The organism is Mesorhizobium sp. USDA 4775, assembly GCF_054062655.1.
Window position 1 is genome coordinate 4,441,367 of record NZ_JBSSFM010000001.1, and the last position, 16,129, is coordinate 4,457,495.

Here is a 16,129-nt window from a genome sequence, read left to right on the forward strand (position 1 = left end):
TCCGCCGCTGCTGACGGCTTACGAAGCAGCCGGCGCCGGAGGCTCGTCCGGTGCCTTGTCGGCCACGGTCTCCCCGGCTTCCTGCTTCTCGCGCGCCAGGCGCTCGCGCTCCTGGCTGCGCTCGATCAGCCGGGCCGACCAGATGGCGACCTCGTAGAGCAGGATGGTCGGGATGGCCAAACCGATCTGGCTCATCGGATCCGGAGGGGTCAGCACGGCCGCGACGACGAAAGCGATGACGATCGCCCACTTGCGCTTCTCGGCCAGCGCCTTGGACGACAGCATGCCGACACGCGTCATCAGACTGGTCACCACCGGTAGCTGGAACACCAGGCCGAAGGAGAAGATCAGCGTCATGATCAGGCTGAGATATTCCGACACTTTCGGCAGCAGCGAAATCTGCACCTGCTCGTCGGTGCCGGCCTGTTGCATGGCAAGGAAGAACCACATCACCATCGGCGTGAAGAAGAAATAGACCAGCGAGGCGCCCATCAGGAACAGGATGGGCGACGCGATCAGGAACGGCAGGAAGGCGTTGCGCTCGTTCTTGTAGAGGCCGGGCGCGATGAATTTGTAGATCTGCGTGGCGATCAGCGGAAAGGCGATGACCATGCCGCCGAACATGGCGAGCTTGACCTGCGTGAAGAAGAATTCCTGCGGCGCGGTGTAGATCAACTCGACCTTGTGCGGGTCGAGCCCCGCCCACTTCGTCGCCCATTTGAACGGAACGACCAGAAGGTTGAACAGCTTCTTGGCGAAGAAGAAGCACACCAGGAAGGCGACGAAGAAGCCGCCGAGCGACCAGATCAGCCGGCGGCGCAACTCGATGAGATGCTCGATCAGCGGCGCCGACGATTTTTCGATCTCGTCCTTTTCCTTGTCCGAAACGCTCACTTGGCGGCTCCCGCCGTCTTCTTGGCCGCCGGCTTCTTCGCTGGCGCAGGTTTCGGTTCGGCTTTCGCCGCGGTCTTTGCCGCAGTCGCCTTGGCAGCGGCAGGCTTTGCTGCTGTCACGGCCTTTGTCGACGCCTTGGGCGCCGGTGTAGCTTTTGCCATCACCACAGGTGCGGCTTTTGCTGTCGCCGACTTCGCGGATGTCGAGGCCTTGGGCTGCGCCTTTGCCGGCGGTGCGGACTTGGCGGCTTTCTTGGCCGCGGATGCCTTCGGCGCAGCGGCAGGTTCCGTGGATGCCGCAACCACCGATTCATCGGTCATGGCCGGGAAAATCGACGTTGGCGGCGCGGCTCCCGCGGCGCTGACGCCAGGCATTTCCGTTGCGCCGTTCTTCAGCGGCTCGGCCGCCTGCGGTGTCGAAGCGGCGGGCGTTGCCGGATCGGCGGCGGGCTTCGGCTTCATCGCGGCGTCGACGCCGGCGCGCACATCGGCCGCGGCCTGCTCGAACGGATTGAGTTGCTTGCGGATCTCGGCCACGGGGCTGAGGCCCCTGAGCTCGTCGACCGACTTCTTGACGTCGTCGAGCTCGGCTTCCTTCAGCGCTTCGTTGAACTGTTTCTGGAAGTCGGCGGCCATAGAGCGCAGCTTCGCCGTCGTGCGGCCAAAGGTGCGCAGCATATTGGGCAAATCCTTCGGCCCGACGACCACGATCATGACGATCGCGATCACCAGCATTTCGGTCCAGCCGACTTCAAACATGGCACTCTGTTCCGACTAGAACTTTTTGGCTCAGCTCTTGCTGGCTTTTTCCTTCGCGGCCGAAACGGTCTCGTCGGCACGGTGTTCGACGGTGCGCTTGTCGTCGGCAACGTCGTCGTCCGCCATGCCCTTCTTGAAGCTCTTGATGCCTTTGGCCATGTCGCCCATCAGCTCGGGAATCTTGCCGCGGCCGAACACCAGCAGCACGATCACCAGCACGATCATCCAGTGCCAAATCGAAAATGAACCCATAGCAAATCTCTCTCGAATGTTTTCCCTGGCGATGATCTATGCGTTTTCGCGTTGGGATTCAAACACAACAGCGACAGAGTTTATGAAAGGGTGACGGATGTCACGCTTTTTCGACTCGCTGGCCCGCTACCAATCGGCGCATCTACGACCTATCGGCGCGCTTGGACAGAGGCCGACAGGTCAATCTTCCGTGACGCGCGGCGTCAGCAGGCCGAGTTCCTCGAGATCGATATCGGTCAGCGGATCCTCGTCCTCGGTCAGCACATCGGGGTCGGCCGGCGGCTGCGGGATGGAGAAATTCGACGGCATGCGGCCCGAGAGCAGGCCCGCCCCCTTCAGTTCTTCCATGCCGGGAAGATCGCGGATTTCCTCGAGCGCGAAATGGTCGAGGAAGGTTTCGGTGGTGCCATAGGTGACGGGACGGCCAGGCGTCTTGCGGCGGCCGCGCATGCGCACCCATTCCGTCTCGAGCAGCGTGTCCAGCGTGCCCTTCGACGTCTCTACGCCGCGGATATCCTCGATCTCGGCGCGCGTCACCGGCTGGTGATAGGCGATGATCGCCAGCACTTCGAGCGCCGCACGCGACAGCTTGCGCTGCTGCACCGTGTCGCGGCTCATCAGGAAGGCGAGATCGCCGGCGGTGCGGAATGCCCACGCGTCGCCGACCCGCACCAGATTGACGCCGCGCCGGGCGTAGACCTGCTGCAGCTCGGCCATGGCAAGGGCGACGTTGATGCCGTCGGGCAAGCGCGCGGCAAGCTGCTTTTCGCTGACGGGTTCGGCACTGGCGAACACGATTGCCTCCGCCATACGCATGGCCTCCGCAATATGCAGGCGCTCGGCCGGGTTTTGCACCGGGTTCTCGGCCGAAGTCTGGTCGATCTCGCCTTCCAGTTCATCGTCCACCTTGAAGGGGATAACCGAAGCGTTGGCGCGTTCGCTCATGATGCCACCTCGACTGCCTTGATTGCCGGTGCGCGGTGATCGCGCAGATAGATCGGCGCGAACACCTCGTCCTGTCGCAGATCCATCTTGCGCTCGCGCACCAGTTCCAGTGTCGCCGCGAACGAGCTGGCGATCGCCGTGCGCCGCTCTTCCGGGCTGGTCATGTATTGGATGAGGAAGCTGTCTAGTGCCGTCCAGTCCCGCAGCGAGCCGATCAGCCGGGTCAGGATGTCGCGCGCGTCCTTGAGCGACCAAACGCCCCGCCTAGCGATCGTCACATTGGTGATCGCCTGCTTCTGCCGCTGCTGGGCATAGGCGGTCAGCAGATCGTAGAGCGACGCCGAATAGGCGTTGCGCTTCTCGATGATGACCATTTCGGGCATGCCGCGCGCGAACACGTCGCGGCCGAGCCGGTTGCGATTGACCAGGCGCGCCGCCGCGTCACGCATGGCTTCCAGCCGCTTCAATCGGAACTGCAGCACGGCCGCCAGTTCCTCGCCGCTCTCGCCCTCTTCGCCCGGCTGCTTGGGGATCAACAACTTCGACTTGAGGAAGGCGAGCCATGCCGCCATCACCAGATAGTCCGCCGCAAGTTCGAGCCGCAGCGCCCTCGCCGTCTCGACAAAGGCCAGATACTGCTCGACCAGTGCCAGGATCGAGATGCGCGCCAGGTCGACCTTCTGGGTGCGGGCAAGATGCAGCAGAAGATCGAGCGGGCCTTCGAAGCCGGCCACGTCGACGACCAACGACGGGTCGCCGGTGACGCGTGAATCGTCATTCTCGGCCCACAGGCGGTCCATCGGTGCGGCCTTCGCGGCCTTGCTTTCCAATGTTTCCGCCACTGCCTTTGTCACTTCCCTTGGTTAGGCCACCGCATCGAAATAGGTGGCGAATTCGGCCCGTATCTCGGTTTCCTCGGCCGCGTCGCGTTTCCTTATATAGGTCAGCGCCCGCTTTGCACGCTCCAGCGACTTGCCTTCAAGCCCCGTGGTGCGCGACGCAATGCCTGCCATCTCCTCGAAAACGCCGTTGCAGTGAAGGACCAGATCGCAGCCCGCCGCAAGGATCGACGCCGCCTTTGTCGGGAAATCCCCAGAAAGTGCCTTCATCGAGGTGTCGTCGCTCATCAGGAGCCCGTCAAAGCCGATGTCGCGTCGGATGATCTCGTCGATGACCTTGCCGGATGTCGTCGCCGGGTTCTTGGGATCGATGGCGCTGTAGACCACATGCGCCGTCATCGCCATCGGCAGGTCGTTGAGCTCCCGGAACGGGGCAAAGTCATGCCGCTGCAAATCGCTGAGCGAGGCGTCGACAACAGGCAGCTCGAAATGCGTGTCGGCAAAGGCCCGTCCATGCCCCGGAATGTGTTTCATCACGGGCAGCACGCCGCCCGACATCAGGCCTTCGGCGGCGGCACGGCCGAGTTCGATGACCGCGCGCGGCTCCTTGCCATAGGCGCGCGCGCCGATGACGTCGCTGGCGCCTTCGATCGGCACGTCGAGCACCGGCAGGCAATCCGCGGTGATGCCGTAGCGCAGCAGGTCGAAGGCATGCAGGCGCGCCATCAGCCAGGCAGCGCGGGCACCGGCGTCATGATCGTCGCGCCACAGCGCGCCGAGCGCGCCGCCCGCCGGATAGTTCGGCGCCAGCGGCGGCCGCAAGCGTTGTACCCTGCCGCCTTCCTGGTCGATGAAAACCAGCGCGTCCGGGCGCCCGATACAATCGCGCATCTCGGCGACGAGATCGCGGATCTGTTCGGTCTCGCCGATGTTGCGGGCAAACAGGATGAAGGCCCATGGGCATTCATTGCGATAGAAATTGATTTCTTCGCGGGTGAGCGATTTCCCGGCACAGCCGAGGATCATGGATTTTGATTCGGTCATATCAGGAGTCTAGGGCTTCACGCGGCCAAAGGGAATCGTCTGGAAATACATGCGGTCCAACGCCGGAAATGCTTCCACATGAAAAAGCGCTGGGCGCATGAAAAAGCCGGCGCGACCTTGGGCCGCGCCGGCTTTGATGGGTTGAACGCTCCTAGCGCGAGACGAAGCAGTTGCCGCCGGCGGCCTTGTAGCTGGTGCACAAATTGATGGCATCGTTGCGTGACTGGGCCACGACGCGGACGCGGTAGAACGTGCCCTTGCCGGCAATCTCGGCCTTGACGATGTTGGCGGTGCGGCCGGCAAGCACGCTGCCATAGCGGCGCTGCAGGTCCTGGTAGGTCGACTGGGCGCTTTCCACCGTCGGCTGCGAAGCAACCTGCATCGACCACGAACCGCTACCGGTCGCCGTCGTTGCCGGGTCGATGGATGCGACCTGATCGGGCTTGACCTCGCCGACGACGTCGACGGGCTGGTCGGACGGACGCTGCGGCGCGATCGCAACCTTGGCCGGAGTATTGGCCGACTGCGCCTTGGCCGGTTTGGCCACCGGCTTGAGGGCCGGCTCGTCGCCCGACTGGGCCGCGGCGGGCGCCACGGTGCCGGTCTGGTCGGCATCGGCGGACGGCGCGACATGCTGCGGCGCCGGATCGCTCGGCTCAGCGGCCGCCACCTGCGGCGCGGCCGGCGCCGGATCCTCGCGCGGCACCAGCGAGCCGTCCGATTTGACCACCATCGTCCTCACCTTGCGTGGTGCGACGGCGACGACATCGGTGTTGTTGCCCTTGTCGGTATCCTGCAGCACCTGCGCGATGCGATCCTCTGACTTGGGCGCGGGCGCCGCATTGTCGGCCGGAGCAAGATTGCCAGCCGGCGCAGCACTGGCGGTCGGCGCAGCATTGGCGGCCGGCGCGGCATTGGCGGTTGGCGCCGCATTGCCGTCATCGGCTCCGCCGACGGCAGCACCCTGCCCGGCAGAAAGATCGACGGCACGGTTCGGATCCTTGGCCTGCACATCCACGGGTACCTCCGTGTTGGTGACAAGCTTCTGCTGCACCGGCTCGGCCGGCTTCGCGCCCTTGACCACCGCGTCGTAGACCTTGTTGTCCTGGTTCGGCACCACGGTGCCGCCCGGATTTTCCGGCTTGACCTTGATCGGCGAATTGTCGGCCTTGACGATGACAGGCGCGTCGCTGCCGCCCTTGCCGCCGAAAGACAGCGCAAAGGCGCCAAGACCGCCTGCGACCGCCACGGCACCGACGATTGCCGCGATGAACAGGCCACGGCGGCCAGACGACCTGGCCGCTTCCCGCTCGCCGAGACCCGGAACGGACATTGCCTCGTCCAGTTCAGGATCATAGTCGAGCTCATCGACGGTGAAATCGTCCGCCTGCGAGACCGGCTGGCTGCCGGGCAGACTGTCGAGGTCGAAGCCGTCGGCGGCGTCTGCATAGCCTGTGTTCGCTGCAGCACGGGCGGGCATTTCCGCCGGCCGCGCCGCATAGGTCCGCGCTTCCGGCTGAAGGGCCGGTTTGACCCCGCCATAACCCGGTTTGACCCCGTCATAACCCGGTTTGGGTTCTTCATATGCCGGCGCCTGATAGGCCGATTTGAATCCGCCATCAAAGGATTCATCGGCATAGGCAGCGCTGCTTGCGGGCGCGGCTGGAGCTGGCGCGACCTCCACCGAATTCATTTCCGTCAGCAGGCTGGCGAACTCTGCGTCGAGATCGTCATAGCCAGATGCGGCCGGTTCATCTTCCTCGAAATGCAGTTCCGGGATGTCGAGATCGTCCGCCAGCGCCACGACGCGCTCCGGCACATCCACCGTTTCGACATCGGGCATCTCTTCTTCGTAGTGCGAGGACGGTCGCGGCTGCGGCGCCGATACGGGCGCCGCATAGGGCGCGGCCGCAACCGGCTCGGGCGCGCGATAGGGCGGCACCACAGCCGCCGCCGGGGCCATTTCAGGCGCGGTCGTCCTTGCCGTCATGGAAGCGGCCGGCTGCGCGGCGAATGCAGGCTGCTGGGGAACCGGTGTCACACGGCTCCACGAACGGGTCGGCTCGGTCGGCGCGGAGCGATCGGCCAGCCAATCGACGGAATCGGCCTGATCCTGCCGCCAAGCTGCCTCGTCGCGCGGATCGAGATTCTCGGCCAGGGCCGCGTCGAACGCATCATCGTCGAAATCGATGTCGCCATGATCGGCAGCGTCCGCGCCCAGCTCGTGACCCTGAAGCTCATCGACCAGCGGATCGTCGAGATCGGCATCGGCGGCGTGAGCCGCGCTGGAGGCATGCGTATCCTCGGTCGCATGTTCGTCGAGATCCCAGTCGAGATCGGCAGGCTCCTCGGCGGCCTTTGCCGGCGCGGGAACATACGACCGAACGGGAGCAGCGGCCGGCTGAGCCGCAACGGGTTGAGCGGCGACGGGCTCGGGCTCCTTGACCGACGGCAGCGTGCGCGCCGTCATGGCGCCCAGAAGCGCGTTCAACTCGTCTTCGAGGCTACGTTCGTCCGCCACGGGGGCCGGTGCCGGCTCAGCCATGATGGTTGCCGGAGCTGCCGGAGCTACCGGCTGGACCGCGGCAGCGGCAACCTCGGCGACCGGCTCTTCGGCAGGCTCGGCGAACGCGTTGTCCATGTTCCGATCGAAATCATCTTCCGAAACGGCTTCGGAGCCCGAGAACTCGTCCCTCGCATCCAAGGCATAAGAGGGCACTTCGAGCGCTTCCGCCGCGTCAAAGGCCACGGGCTCGTCCGCCTGGACGTCAAAATCCGTGTCGACATCCGCCATGGCGTCGTCGAAATGCCCCTCGAAATCCTCGTCGGCAATCGCGGGAGCTTCATTCGCGACGGCCAGCACCGGCTCCGGATAGTCGACCGCGGCCGCAGCCGCATGGGGCTGATCCGCCGAATGGTCGTCAAGCATCAGCTCGTCTTCGAGCGAAATCGCCACCGCGTCGTCGAATTCGTGCGCGCCGGCCGGCTCGACAGCCACCGGCATTTCCGCAACCGCATGCTGGGGCTCGACGGCTTCGTCCTCGATCTCAGCGGCATGGTCCTCGACGTGGAAATCCTGGTCAAGCGACGCGGCAAGCTCGTCTTCCATCGGCAGGTCGTCCTCGAAGGGCGAAACGTCTTCGAGCGAACTGGCAACGGCATTGTCGAAATCGGCGTCGAAGGCAGGCTCGACGGACGGCGCGGCTTCGGCATCGCCGGGGTGGGCATGGCTGGCGACGGGCCCATGCTCGTCGGCACCCGTGAGGTCCAGATGGAAATCGTCGTCGAGCGACAGCGCAAGTTCGTCGTCGGCCGCGTGTGTGGGGGCCGTTTCGAATGCCGGCTCATGAGCCTCGACAACCGGAGCGGCGACGCTGTCGCCAGCGTCGAACTCGCCCATCAATTCCTTTTCGAGGTCGATGTCGAAATCGTCCTCTTGCACGGGCTGACTGGCGGCAGCGGCCTGCGGCTCGACCCGCGCCTGCTGCTTGACTGGCTGGCGTGGGTCGAATCCCATGATCCTGGTCAGTTCCGCGAACGGATCATCGTCAGCGATGTCGTTGTTGTCGGCTACTCTCAGCTGGGTTCTGTCTGCCATTATTGTTCCCGAACTCGCACTCATTCGGACGCCATGGACGTCGCGCAGGGTTGGCCCTTACCAGCGCAATGTGGGCAAAAGGTGACAGGTTTTTTAGTCAAACCTAACGCATTTCGGTGGGCGCAGCGGCTCCGATCAACGTCAGGCCGGACGTCAGAACGTCCGAAACAGCCTGCACCAGCCCTAGTCTGGCATGCGTCAATTGTCGGTCGTTAACCTTAACAAAACGTAAGTCCGGATTATCCGTACCCCGGTTCCAGTGTCCGTGGAAACTGGAAGCCAGATCATAAAGGTAAAATGCCAGCCTATGCGGCTCCAGCGCAAGAGCCGCGGATTCGATCAGGCGTGGATATTCGGCGAGCTTGCGGATCAGGCCGATCTCGCCCTCGTCGGTCAGCGAAGCCGCCGCGGCAGCCAGGCTTTTGCGATCGAAATTCGCCTCGCCCAGTTGCTCGCTTGCCTGCCGGAACACCGAATGGCAGCGCGCCGAAGCGTACTGCACGTAAAACACCGGATTGTCCTTGGACTGTTCGGTGACTTTGGCGAAATCGAAATCCAGCGGCGCGTCATTCTTGCGGAACAGCATCATGAACCGCACCGCGTCACGGCCCACCTCTTCAATGACTTCCCGCGCCGTGACGAAATTCCCAGCCCTTTTTCCCATTCGCACCGGCTCGCCGTCGCGAAACAGCTTGACCAGATTGCAAAGCAGGACCGTGAGCTTCACCTTGTCGCCGGTAATCGCCCGCGCCAAGGCCTCCAGCCGCTTGACGTAGCCGCCATGGTCGGCGCCAAGCACGTAGATCAGGTCGACGAAGCCGCGATCGACCTTGTCCTTCAGATACGCCACGTCGGCGGCGAAATAGGTGAACGACCCGTCCGACTTGACCAGCGCCCGGTCCATGTCGTCGCCGACCGCCGTCGAGCGGAACAGCGTCTGCTCGCGATCTTCCCAATCGTCCGGCTTCTCGCCTTTGGGCGGCGGCAGCTTGCCCTTGTAGATATGTCCCTTCAGCGTCAGGTCGTTGATCGCCGAACGGATCTTCCTGGCATTGTCAGCGTGCAGCGTGCGTTCGGAGAAGAACACGTCGTGATGCACGTTGAGCAGCGCCAGGTCATCGCGGATCATCGCCATCATCGCGTCGATCGCGCGGTCCTTGACGATGGCGAGCGCCTCATCCTCCGGCATCTGGAGCAGGCCGCGGCCGAACTCTCTCGCCAGCGCCTGGCCGAGAGGAACCAGATAATCGCCGGGATAAAGGCCGGGCGGAATCTCGCCGATGTCGTCGCCGAGCGCCTCACGGTACCGCAGGATGACCGACCGGCCGAGCACGTCGATCTGTCCGCCGGCATCGTTGATGACATATTCCTTGGTCACGTCGTAACCGGCGAACGCCATCAGATTGGCCAGCGCATCGCCGACAACCGCGCCCCGGCAATGGCCGACATGCATCGGCCCAGTCGGGTTGGCCGAGACATATTCGACATTGGTTTTCCGGCCGGCGCCGATCGTCGAGCGGCCGTAATTGCGCCCCTCGCCCAGAAGCGCCGACAGATGCGCCTGCCAGAAGCCGTCCTTGAGCCGCAGATTGACAAAGCCGGGGCCGGCAACCTCGGCGGCGGCGACATCCTTGTCATCGCGCAACGCCAACGCCAGCCTTTCAGCCAGAGCGCGCGGGTTCTGGCCGGTGGGCTTGGCCAGCACCATCGCCGCATTGGTCGCGAGATCGCCATGGCTGGCGTCGCGCGGCGGTTCGACGGCAATGCGCGACAGGTCGGGCGAAACGCCGTCCTTGTCTTTCAGATCAAGCGCTTCGACAGCCTTTGTGACTCGCGCGGTGAAATCGGCGAAGATGTTCATGGGTACTGCTCTGGCGGTTTTAGGCGAATCCGGCTCGCTGGCCGGCAAAATCGCGCTCGCCCTAGCTCAAATCCGGGGTGCGGTCAAACAAACGCCTGTGTTCCTTGAGCGCATAGGTGTCGGTCATCCCTGCCAGGAAATCGGCGACGCTGCGCGCCTTGATGCGATCCTCGGCCCGGTCCAGCCCCTCGCGCCAGCCGTCCGGCATGGCGCGCGGGTCGGCGAAATAGACGTCGAACAGATCCCTGACGATCTGCTCGGCACCGGCGCGCACCCGCATCACCTCCTCGTGCCGGTAGAGGTGCTTGTAGAGAAACGCCTTCAGTTCCTTCTCGGCCGCGGCCATCCCAGCGGAAAAGCTCACCATCGTCTCGCCCGCCGCCCTCACCGCGTCGGCGCTGCGCGGCCCGACGCGTTCCAGATTTGCCGTCGCGGCAACGATGACATCCTCGACCATGGCGGTGATCTGCCGCCGCATCAGTTCGTGACCGGTGCGCACGTCATCGAGCCTGGGATAGCGTTGGCGCACGCCCTCGAGGATCTTCCCCGGCAGTGAGACGGTTTTCAGCATGTCCAGTGTCAGCAGCCCTGCCCGTAGCCCGTCATCGATGTCATGCGTGTTGTAGGCGATGTCGTCGGCGATCGCCGCGCACTGCGCCTCGATGCCGGCGAACCGGTCGAGTTCGAGATCCTGCAGCTGCGAATAATCGCGGATCGCTTGCGGCACCGGCCCTTTCAGGCTTTTGCCAGTGCTGTCCATCAGCGGGCCATTGTGCTTGACTAGGCCCTCCAGCGTCTCCCAGGTCAGGTTCAGCCCGTCGAATTCGGCGTAGCGCGCCTCCAGCCTCGTCACGATGCGCAGCGACTGGGCGTTGTGATCAAAACCGCCCCAGGCCGCCATCTTGTCGTTCAGCGCGTCCTCGCCCGTATGACCGAAGGGCGTGTGGCCGAAATCATGCACCAGCGCCACCGCCTCGGCGAGATCCTCGTCGCCGCGCAGTGCCCGCGCCAGCGCACGCGCGATCTGCGCCACTTCGATCGAATGGGTCAGCCTTGTGCGGTAATGGTCGCCTTCATGGGCGATGAAGACTTGCGTCTTGTGCTTGAGCCGCCGGAACGCCGTGGAGTGGATGATGCGGTCGCGGTCGCGCTGGAACGGCGTGCGGGTCGGGCTCTCGACCTCGTCGAACAGCCGTCCGCGCGACTTCGCCGGATCTGTGGCATAGGCCGCGCGAGGCCGATAACCGAACCCGATGTCGCCCAACTCATTGGTCATGGCTGATGCTGCCGCAGTTGACTTGGCCCCTCGCGCTTCATACCTATCATCTGAAACCGAAAGCAAGGTGACGCCCATGGGCGCTGATGCCAAGACCGCGATGAAAGTCGACATGACCGAGGCCGCCGCCAGGCGGATCGCCAAGATTGTCTCTGGCGAGGCCGGCAAGACGGCGTTGCGCGTTTCCGTCGAAGGCGGCGGCTGCTCCGGATTTTCCTACAAATTCGATCTGGTCGACACGCGCAACGACGACGATGTCGCCGTCGAGAAGGACGGCGCGACCGTGCTGATCGACGATTTGTCGCTGGTCTATATGGGCGGCTCGGTGATCGATTTCGTCGACGATCTGATGGGCCAGTCCTTCCAGATCCGCAATCCGAACGCTGTCGCCTCCTGCGGCTGCGGCACGAGCTTCTCCGTCTAACGGCATGCCTGCCATCGGCGCGGTCCGTCAGGTCGCGCTGTCAGCCGGACGCGATCTTGATTCGACGCTGGCCTTCTGGCGTGACGTGCTCGGCATGGGCGTTCATGCCCGCTACGATCCGCCGGGCATTGCCTTCATCATGGCCGGCAATGTGAGGCTGCTGTTCACCGACGGCGTTCCGGCCGGCATAGTCTATCTCGACATTAGGGGCCTCGAAGCCTTCCACGCCAAGGCGAAAGCCGCGGGCGTCCCCTTCACCGCGCCACCGGCGCTCGTGCATCGCGATACCGAAGGCACCTTCGGACCGCCGGGGGAAAGCGAGTGGATGGCCTTCCTAAAGGACCCGGCAGGCAATACGATCGGCCTGGTCGAACGCCACCCGTCGCAGGAAGAATAAGGCCGCCATGAAAATCGTCACCTGGAACATCAACGGCGTTCGCGCCCGCATCGGCAATCTCACTCATTGGCTGACCGAGAGCGCGCCCGACATCGTCTGCTTGCAGGAGATCAAGACGGTCGACGAGCAGTTCCCGCGCGCCGAGATCGAGGCGCTTGGCTACAACGTCGAAACCCATGGCCAGAAAGGTTTCAACGGCGTGGCGCTGCTATCGAAACTGCGCTTTGACGAGGTCACCAGAGGCCTGCCGGGCGACGAGGCCGACGAACAGGCGCGCTTCATCGAAGGTGTGTTCTCGACCGACAAGGGCGCGTTGCGCGTCGCCTCGCTCTATCTGCCGAACGGCAATCCGATCGATGACGACAAAAAATTCCCCTACAAGCTGAACTGGATGGAGCGGCTGGAGCGCTGGGCCGAAGAGCGGCTGAGGCTGGAAGAGGCGCTTGTGCTGGCCGGCGACTACAACGTCATTCCCGAGCCGATCGACGCGCGCTTTCCGGAAAACTGGCTGGGCGACGCGCTGTTCCAGCCGCAGACGCGGCAGGCCTTCCGCCGGCTGCTCAATCTCGGTTTCACCGAAGCGGTGCGCGCGGTCACCGATGCACCCGACACCTACACCTTCTGGGACTATCAGGCCGGCGCCTGGCAGAAGAACAACGGCATCCGCATCGACCATCTGCTGCTGTCGCCGGAAGCCGCCAACCGCTTCTCGTCGGCCTCGATCGAAAAGCATGTGCGCGCCTGGGAAAAACCGTCCGATCACGTGCCGGTGGCGATCGATCTCGCCCTGCAGCCGGCCTGACCGGGGTCCTTCTGCCGTCGATTTGTCTGGACGTTGTATCGCCACAAATCTGGCGCATGATGGACAATCATCATGGCGGCTGGGGTTCCCATGACCATTCGATTTGTTGCTTGTCCGATCGGCTTGGCATTTGCCACGGCCGCCATGGTGCCTGCTTTCGCCGCCCCGGAATGTCTTGCCAATGGAAAGTCCTATCCGGTCGGCCAGGTCGCCTGCCTGACGGTTGCCGACCAGAGCCATCTGGCGCGCTGCGAGATGGTGCTCAACAACACATCCTGGACGAAGATCGGCGACAGCTGCCCCGGAAACACGATGGCGCCGCACCTGCACGTAACGCCGATCTCGACGCCCGCGCCCAGCATGGTGCCGACGGAGCCAACCGAGAATTGATTTTCTGACGGACTGATCTCCCCCCTGTTGGAGGAGAACGGCAGACGACCTTATTGGTCTGCGTTGGTGGTGCCCTTGGTCAGGATGTCATCGGCCAGCGAAATCGCCGTGCGCCGGTCGGCCTCGCCGGCGGCAGCAAAAGCCTCTTCCTGCATGCCACGGATCCAGGGCTGATCGGCAGGGGACGCGCGCTCGAGTGCGGCGGTCATCATCGCCAGGCCGCGAACGATCTTGCCGCTCTGGAACAAGAGATGGCCAAGCGTCGCCTGCGCGCCGGCATGGCCCTTTTCGGCGGCGAGCTGGAACCAGCGCCCGGCCTGCTTGACGCTGGCCTTCACGCCGCCCTCGCCCTTCAGGAACATCTGCCCCATCTCGAACTGGGCGTTCGGGTTGCGGTAGTTGGCGGCGGCGCGCATGTAATATTCCTGTGCCGCCACCTCGTTCTCGGTGACCGGGCTGCCCGGAATGCCCTTGCGCAGATAATCGCCGAGCGCCACCAGCGCGTCGGAGACGTAGCTCTCTTCCGGCGAACCGGGCTCGACATCCTGGTCGACGATCTCGGAGAAGAACTTGAACGCCTCATAGTCGTCGCGCGCCACGCCGTCGCCCTCTGCATACATGCGGGCAAGTTTCCAGGTGGCGCCGATCTGGCCGTTTTCGGCGGCGTATTTATAGGCTTCGGCGGCCTGTTCCTTGTGGCCGTTCTTGTAGGCGGAGAAGCCGAACTGGAACACCGCCCAGGGGCTGGACTGCGGCTTCACGCCGGTCTTGTCGTCGAACACCTTGTCGTCAAAGGCCACAGCCTGGCCCACGGCGCCAAAGATCGCCGCAGCGACCAGTGCCGGAAGGACAGATGACCTCAACAACTCAGATATCCGCATAGCAGTGTGTTTCTTTCGCACCGCCCGGATGGGTGACCGCGCCATCTCTGGCCGACCCGACCGTCTGTGCGTATTTCCATATCGCGCCCGACTGGTAGTCAGTCGTGCGTGCCTTCCATGTCTTGGCCCGCGCCGCCAGTTCGCTATCCGACAGCGCCACTTCGATCGTGCCGTTCACGGCGTCGATCGAAATCACGTCACCATCCCGGATCAGGCCGATCGGGCCGCCCACCGCCGCTTCCGGTCCGACATGACCGATGCAGAAGCCGCGCGTCGCGCCCGAGAAGCGGCCGTCGGTGATCAGCGCCACCTTGCCGCCCATGCCCTGGCCGTAGAGCGCTGCCGTCGTCGACAGCATCTCGCGCATGCCGGGACCGCCGCGCGGCCCTTCGTAGCGAATGACCAGAACCTCGCCTTCCCTGTAGTTGCGATGCGTCACCGCCTCGAAACATTCCTCTTCCGAATCGAAGCAGCGCGCCGGGCCGGAGAATTTCAACTCCGCCATGCCCGCGACCTTCACGATCGCGCCTTCGGGGGCAAGGTTTCCCTTCAAGCCAACGACGCCGCCGGTTTGGGTAATTGGTCTGTTGGCCGGGCGGACCACATCCTGGTGTTCATTCCAGGCAACGTGCTCCATGTTTTCGGCCAAAGTGCGGCCAGTGACCGTCAGGCAATCGCCGTGCAGATAGCCGTGGTCGAGCAACGTCTTCATCAACAGCGGAATGCCGCCGGCCTCGAACATGTCCTTGGCGACATATTTGCCGCCAGGCTTGAGGTCGGCAATGTAGGGCGTCTTCTCGAAAATCTTCGCGACATCGAAGAGATCGAATTTGATGCCTGCCTCATGTGCGATCGCCGGCAGATGCAGGGCAGCATTGGTCGAGCCGCCGGTGGCGGAAACCACGGTCGCCGCGTTCTCCAGCGCCTTCAGCGTGACGATGTCGCGCGGCCGGATGTTTTTGGCAATCAGCTCCATGATCTTTTCGCCGGAGGCGAAATTGAAGCGGTCGCGCATTTCGTAAGGCGCCGGCGCGCCGCAGGAATATGGCAGCGCCAGGCCGATCGCCTCGGCGACGGTCGCCATGGTGTTGGCGGTGAACTGGGCGCCGCAGGAACCGGCCGACGGACAGGCGGCCTGCTCGATCTCGAGCAGTTCGGCATCGCCGATCGTGCCGACCGAATGCTGGCCGACCGCCTCGAACACATCCTGCACGGTGATCTGGCGGCCGCGATAGCTGCCGGGCAGGATCGAACCGCCATAGATGAAGATCGACGGCACGTTGAGCCGCACCATGGCCATCATCATGCCGGGCAGCGACTTGTCGCAGCCGGCGAGGCCGACCAGCGCATCGTAGCAATGGCCGCGCATGGTGAGTTCGACCGAATCGGCGATGACCTCGCGCGACACCAGCGACGACTTCATGCCCTGGTGGCCCATGGCAATGCCGTCGGTGACGGTGATGGTGCAGAATTCGCGCGGCGTTCCATTGGCGGCGGCGACGCCCTTCTTGACCACTTGCGCCTGGCGCATCAACGAGATGTTGCAGGGGGCGGCTTCGTTCCAGCAGGAGGCAACGCCGACCAGCGGCTGCGCGATCTCGGCGGCGGAAAGCCCCATGGCATAGAGATAGGACCGGTGCGGCGCACGCGCCGGACCGACAGTCACATAGCGGCTAGGGAGCTTAGCCTTTGAAATGACCTTGGCGTCCATTCTCATCCTTGCCGCGGGCGGTGCGGCCTGCCCCATCGCCGAGCCTTTTGGCGCGTG

Annotated in this window: 15 protein-coding genes; 4 read left to right on the top strand and 11 right to left on the bottom strand. The window is 64.1% G+C overall.

All coding sequences use genetic code 11. The features are described from left to right. Positions 1-18 precede the first annotated feature (18 nt). The 9 genes from tatC to ACVILI_RS21790 form a co-directional block, all read right to left on the bottom strand. Complete coding sequence (tatC, locus tag ACVILI_RS21750; RefSeq protein ID WP_019858559.1) at positions 19-894, bottom strand: twin-arginine translocase subunit TatC; 876 nt, start codon at positions 892-894, stop codon at positions 19-21. Further along, positions 891-1,652 carry a Sec-independent protein translocase protein TatB gene (tatB, locus tag ACVILI_RS21755; RefSeq protein WP_038647244.1) on the bottom strand — a complete coding sequence of 254 codons (762 nt, stop codon included), beginning with the start codon at positions 1,650-1,652 and terminating at the stop codon, positions 891-893. Before tatB ends, tatC begins: the two co-directional genes overlap by 4 nt. A 30-nt stretch (positions 1,653-1,682) precedes the next feature. Beyond that, a complete protein-coding gene (locus tag ACVILI_RS21760) occupies positions 1,683-1,904 on the bottom strand; it encodes a twin-arginine translocase TatA/TatE family subunit (protein ID WP_015317533.1) in 222 nt (73 codons plus the stop codon). 180 nt (positions 1,905-2,084) lie between these two features. Beyond that, entirely contained in the window at positions 2,085-2,849 is a 765-nt protein-coding gene (gene scpB / locus ACVILI_RS21765) for an SMC-Scp complex subunit ScpB (RefSeq protein ID WP_019858563.1), read from the bottom strand. Further along, entirely contained in the window at positions 2,846-3,649 is an 804-nt protein-coding gene (locus ACVILI_RS21770) for a segregation and condensation protein A (RefSeq protein ID WP_027046916.1), read from the bottom strand. The genes scpB and ACVILI_RS21770 overlap by 4 nt, the downstream gene beginning before the upstream one ends. Positions 3,650-3,712: 63 nt before the next feature. Further along, entirely contained in the window at positions 3,713-4,732 is a 1,020-nt protein-coding gene (gene nagZ, locus ACVILI_RS21775) for a beta-N-acetylhexosaminidase (RefSeq protein WP_019858565.1), read from the bottom strand. Positions 4,733-4,883: 151 nt separating this feature from the next. Further along, the gene (locus ACVILI_RS21780; protein WP_240565157.1) at positions 4,884-8,330 is read right to left on the bottom strand and encodes an SPOR domain-containing protein; all 3,447 of its coding nucleotides are present in this window, start codon (positions 8,328-8,330) and stop codon (positions 4,884-4,886) included. Positions 8,331-8,433: 103 nt separating this feature from the next. Then, positions 8,434-10,191, bottom strand: a complete 1,758-nt coding sequence (gene argS / locus ACVILI_RS21785; RefSeq protein ID WP_038647249.1) for an arginine--tRNA ligase — start codon at positions 10,189-10,191, stop codon at positions 8,434-8,436. A 61-nt stretch (positions 10,192-10,252) separates the two neighbouring features. After that, positions 10,253-11,467, bottom strand: coding sequence for a deoxyguanosinetriphosphate triphosphohydrolase (locus ACVILI_RS21790; protein ID WP_019858568.1), 1,215 nt, complete (start codon positions 11,465-11,467; stop codon positions 10,253-10,255). A 76-nt stretch (positions 11,468-11,543) separates the two neighbouring features. Here ACVILI_RS21790 and erpA point away from each other — a divergent pair, with 76 nt between their 5' ends. The 4 genes from erpA to ACVILI_RS21810 all read left to right on the top strand — a co-directional run bounded on the left by erpA (position 11,544) and on the right by ACVILI_RS21810 (position 13,480). Then, entirely contained in the window at positions 11,544-11,891 is a 348-nt protein-coding gene (erpA, locus tag ACVILI_RS21795; RefSeq protein ID WP_038647252.1) for an iron-sulfur cluster insertion protein ErpA, read from the top strand. A 4-nt stretch (positions 11,892-11,895) separates the two neighbouring features. After that, positions 11,896-12,288, top strand: a complete 393-nt coding sequence (locus ACVILI_RS21800; protein ID WP_019858571.1) for a VOC family protein — start codon at positions 11,896-11,898, stop codon at positions 12,286-12,288. A gap of 7 nt (positions 12,289-12,295) precedes the next feature. After that, positions 12,296-13,090 carry an exodeoxyribonuclease III gene (gene xth / locus ACVILI_RS21805; protein WP_019858572.1) on the top strand — a complete coding sequence of 265 codons (795 nt, stop codon included), beginning with the start codon at positions 12,296-12,298 and terminating at the stop codon, positions 13,088-13,090. 72 nt (positions 13,091-13,162) lie between these two features. Next, complete coding sequence (locus tag ACVILI_RS21810; protein ID WP_038647255.1) at positions 13,163-13,480, top strand: hypothetical protein; 318 nt, start codon at positions 13,163-13,165, stop codon at positions 13,478-13,480. Between the two features lie 50 nt (positions 13,481-13,530). On the opposite strand, the gene ACVILI_RS21815 is transcribed toward ACVILI_RS21810, so the two are convergent. Next, positions 13,531-14,361, bottom strand: coding sequence for a tetratricopeptide repeat protein (locus ACVILI_RS21815; RefSeq protein ID WP_019858575.1), 831 nt, complete (start codon positions 14,359-14,361; stop codon positions 13,531-13,533). Then, positions 14,348-16,072, bottom strand: a complete 1,725-nt coding sequence (gene ilvD / locus ACVILI_RS21820) for a dihydroxy-acid dehydratase (RefSeq protein ID WP_038647257.1) — start codon at positions 16,070-16,072, stop codon at positions 14,348-14,350. The genes ACVILI_RS21815 and ilvD overlap by 14 nt, the downstream gene beginning before the upstream one ends. Positions 16,073-16,129: the final 57 nt, after the last annotated feature.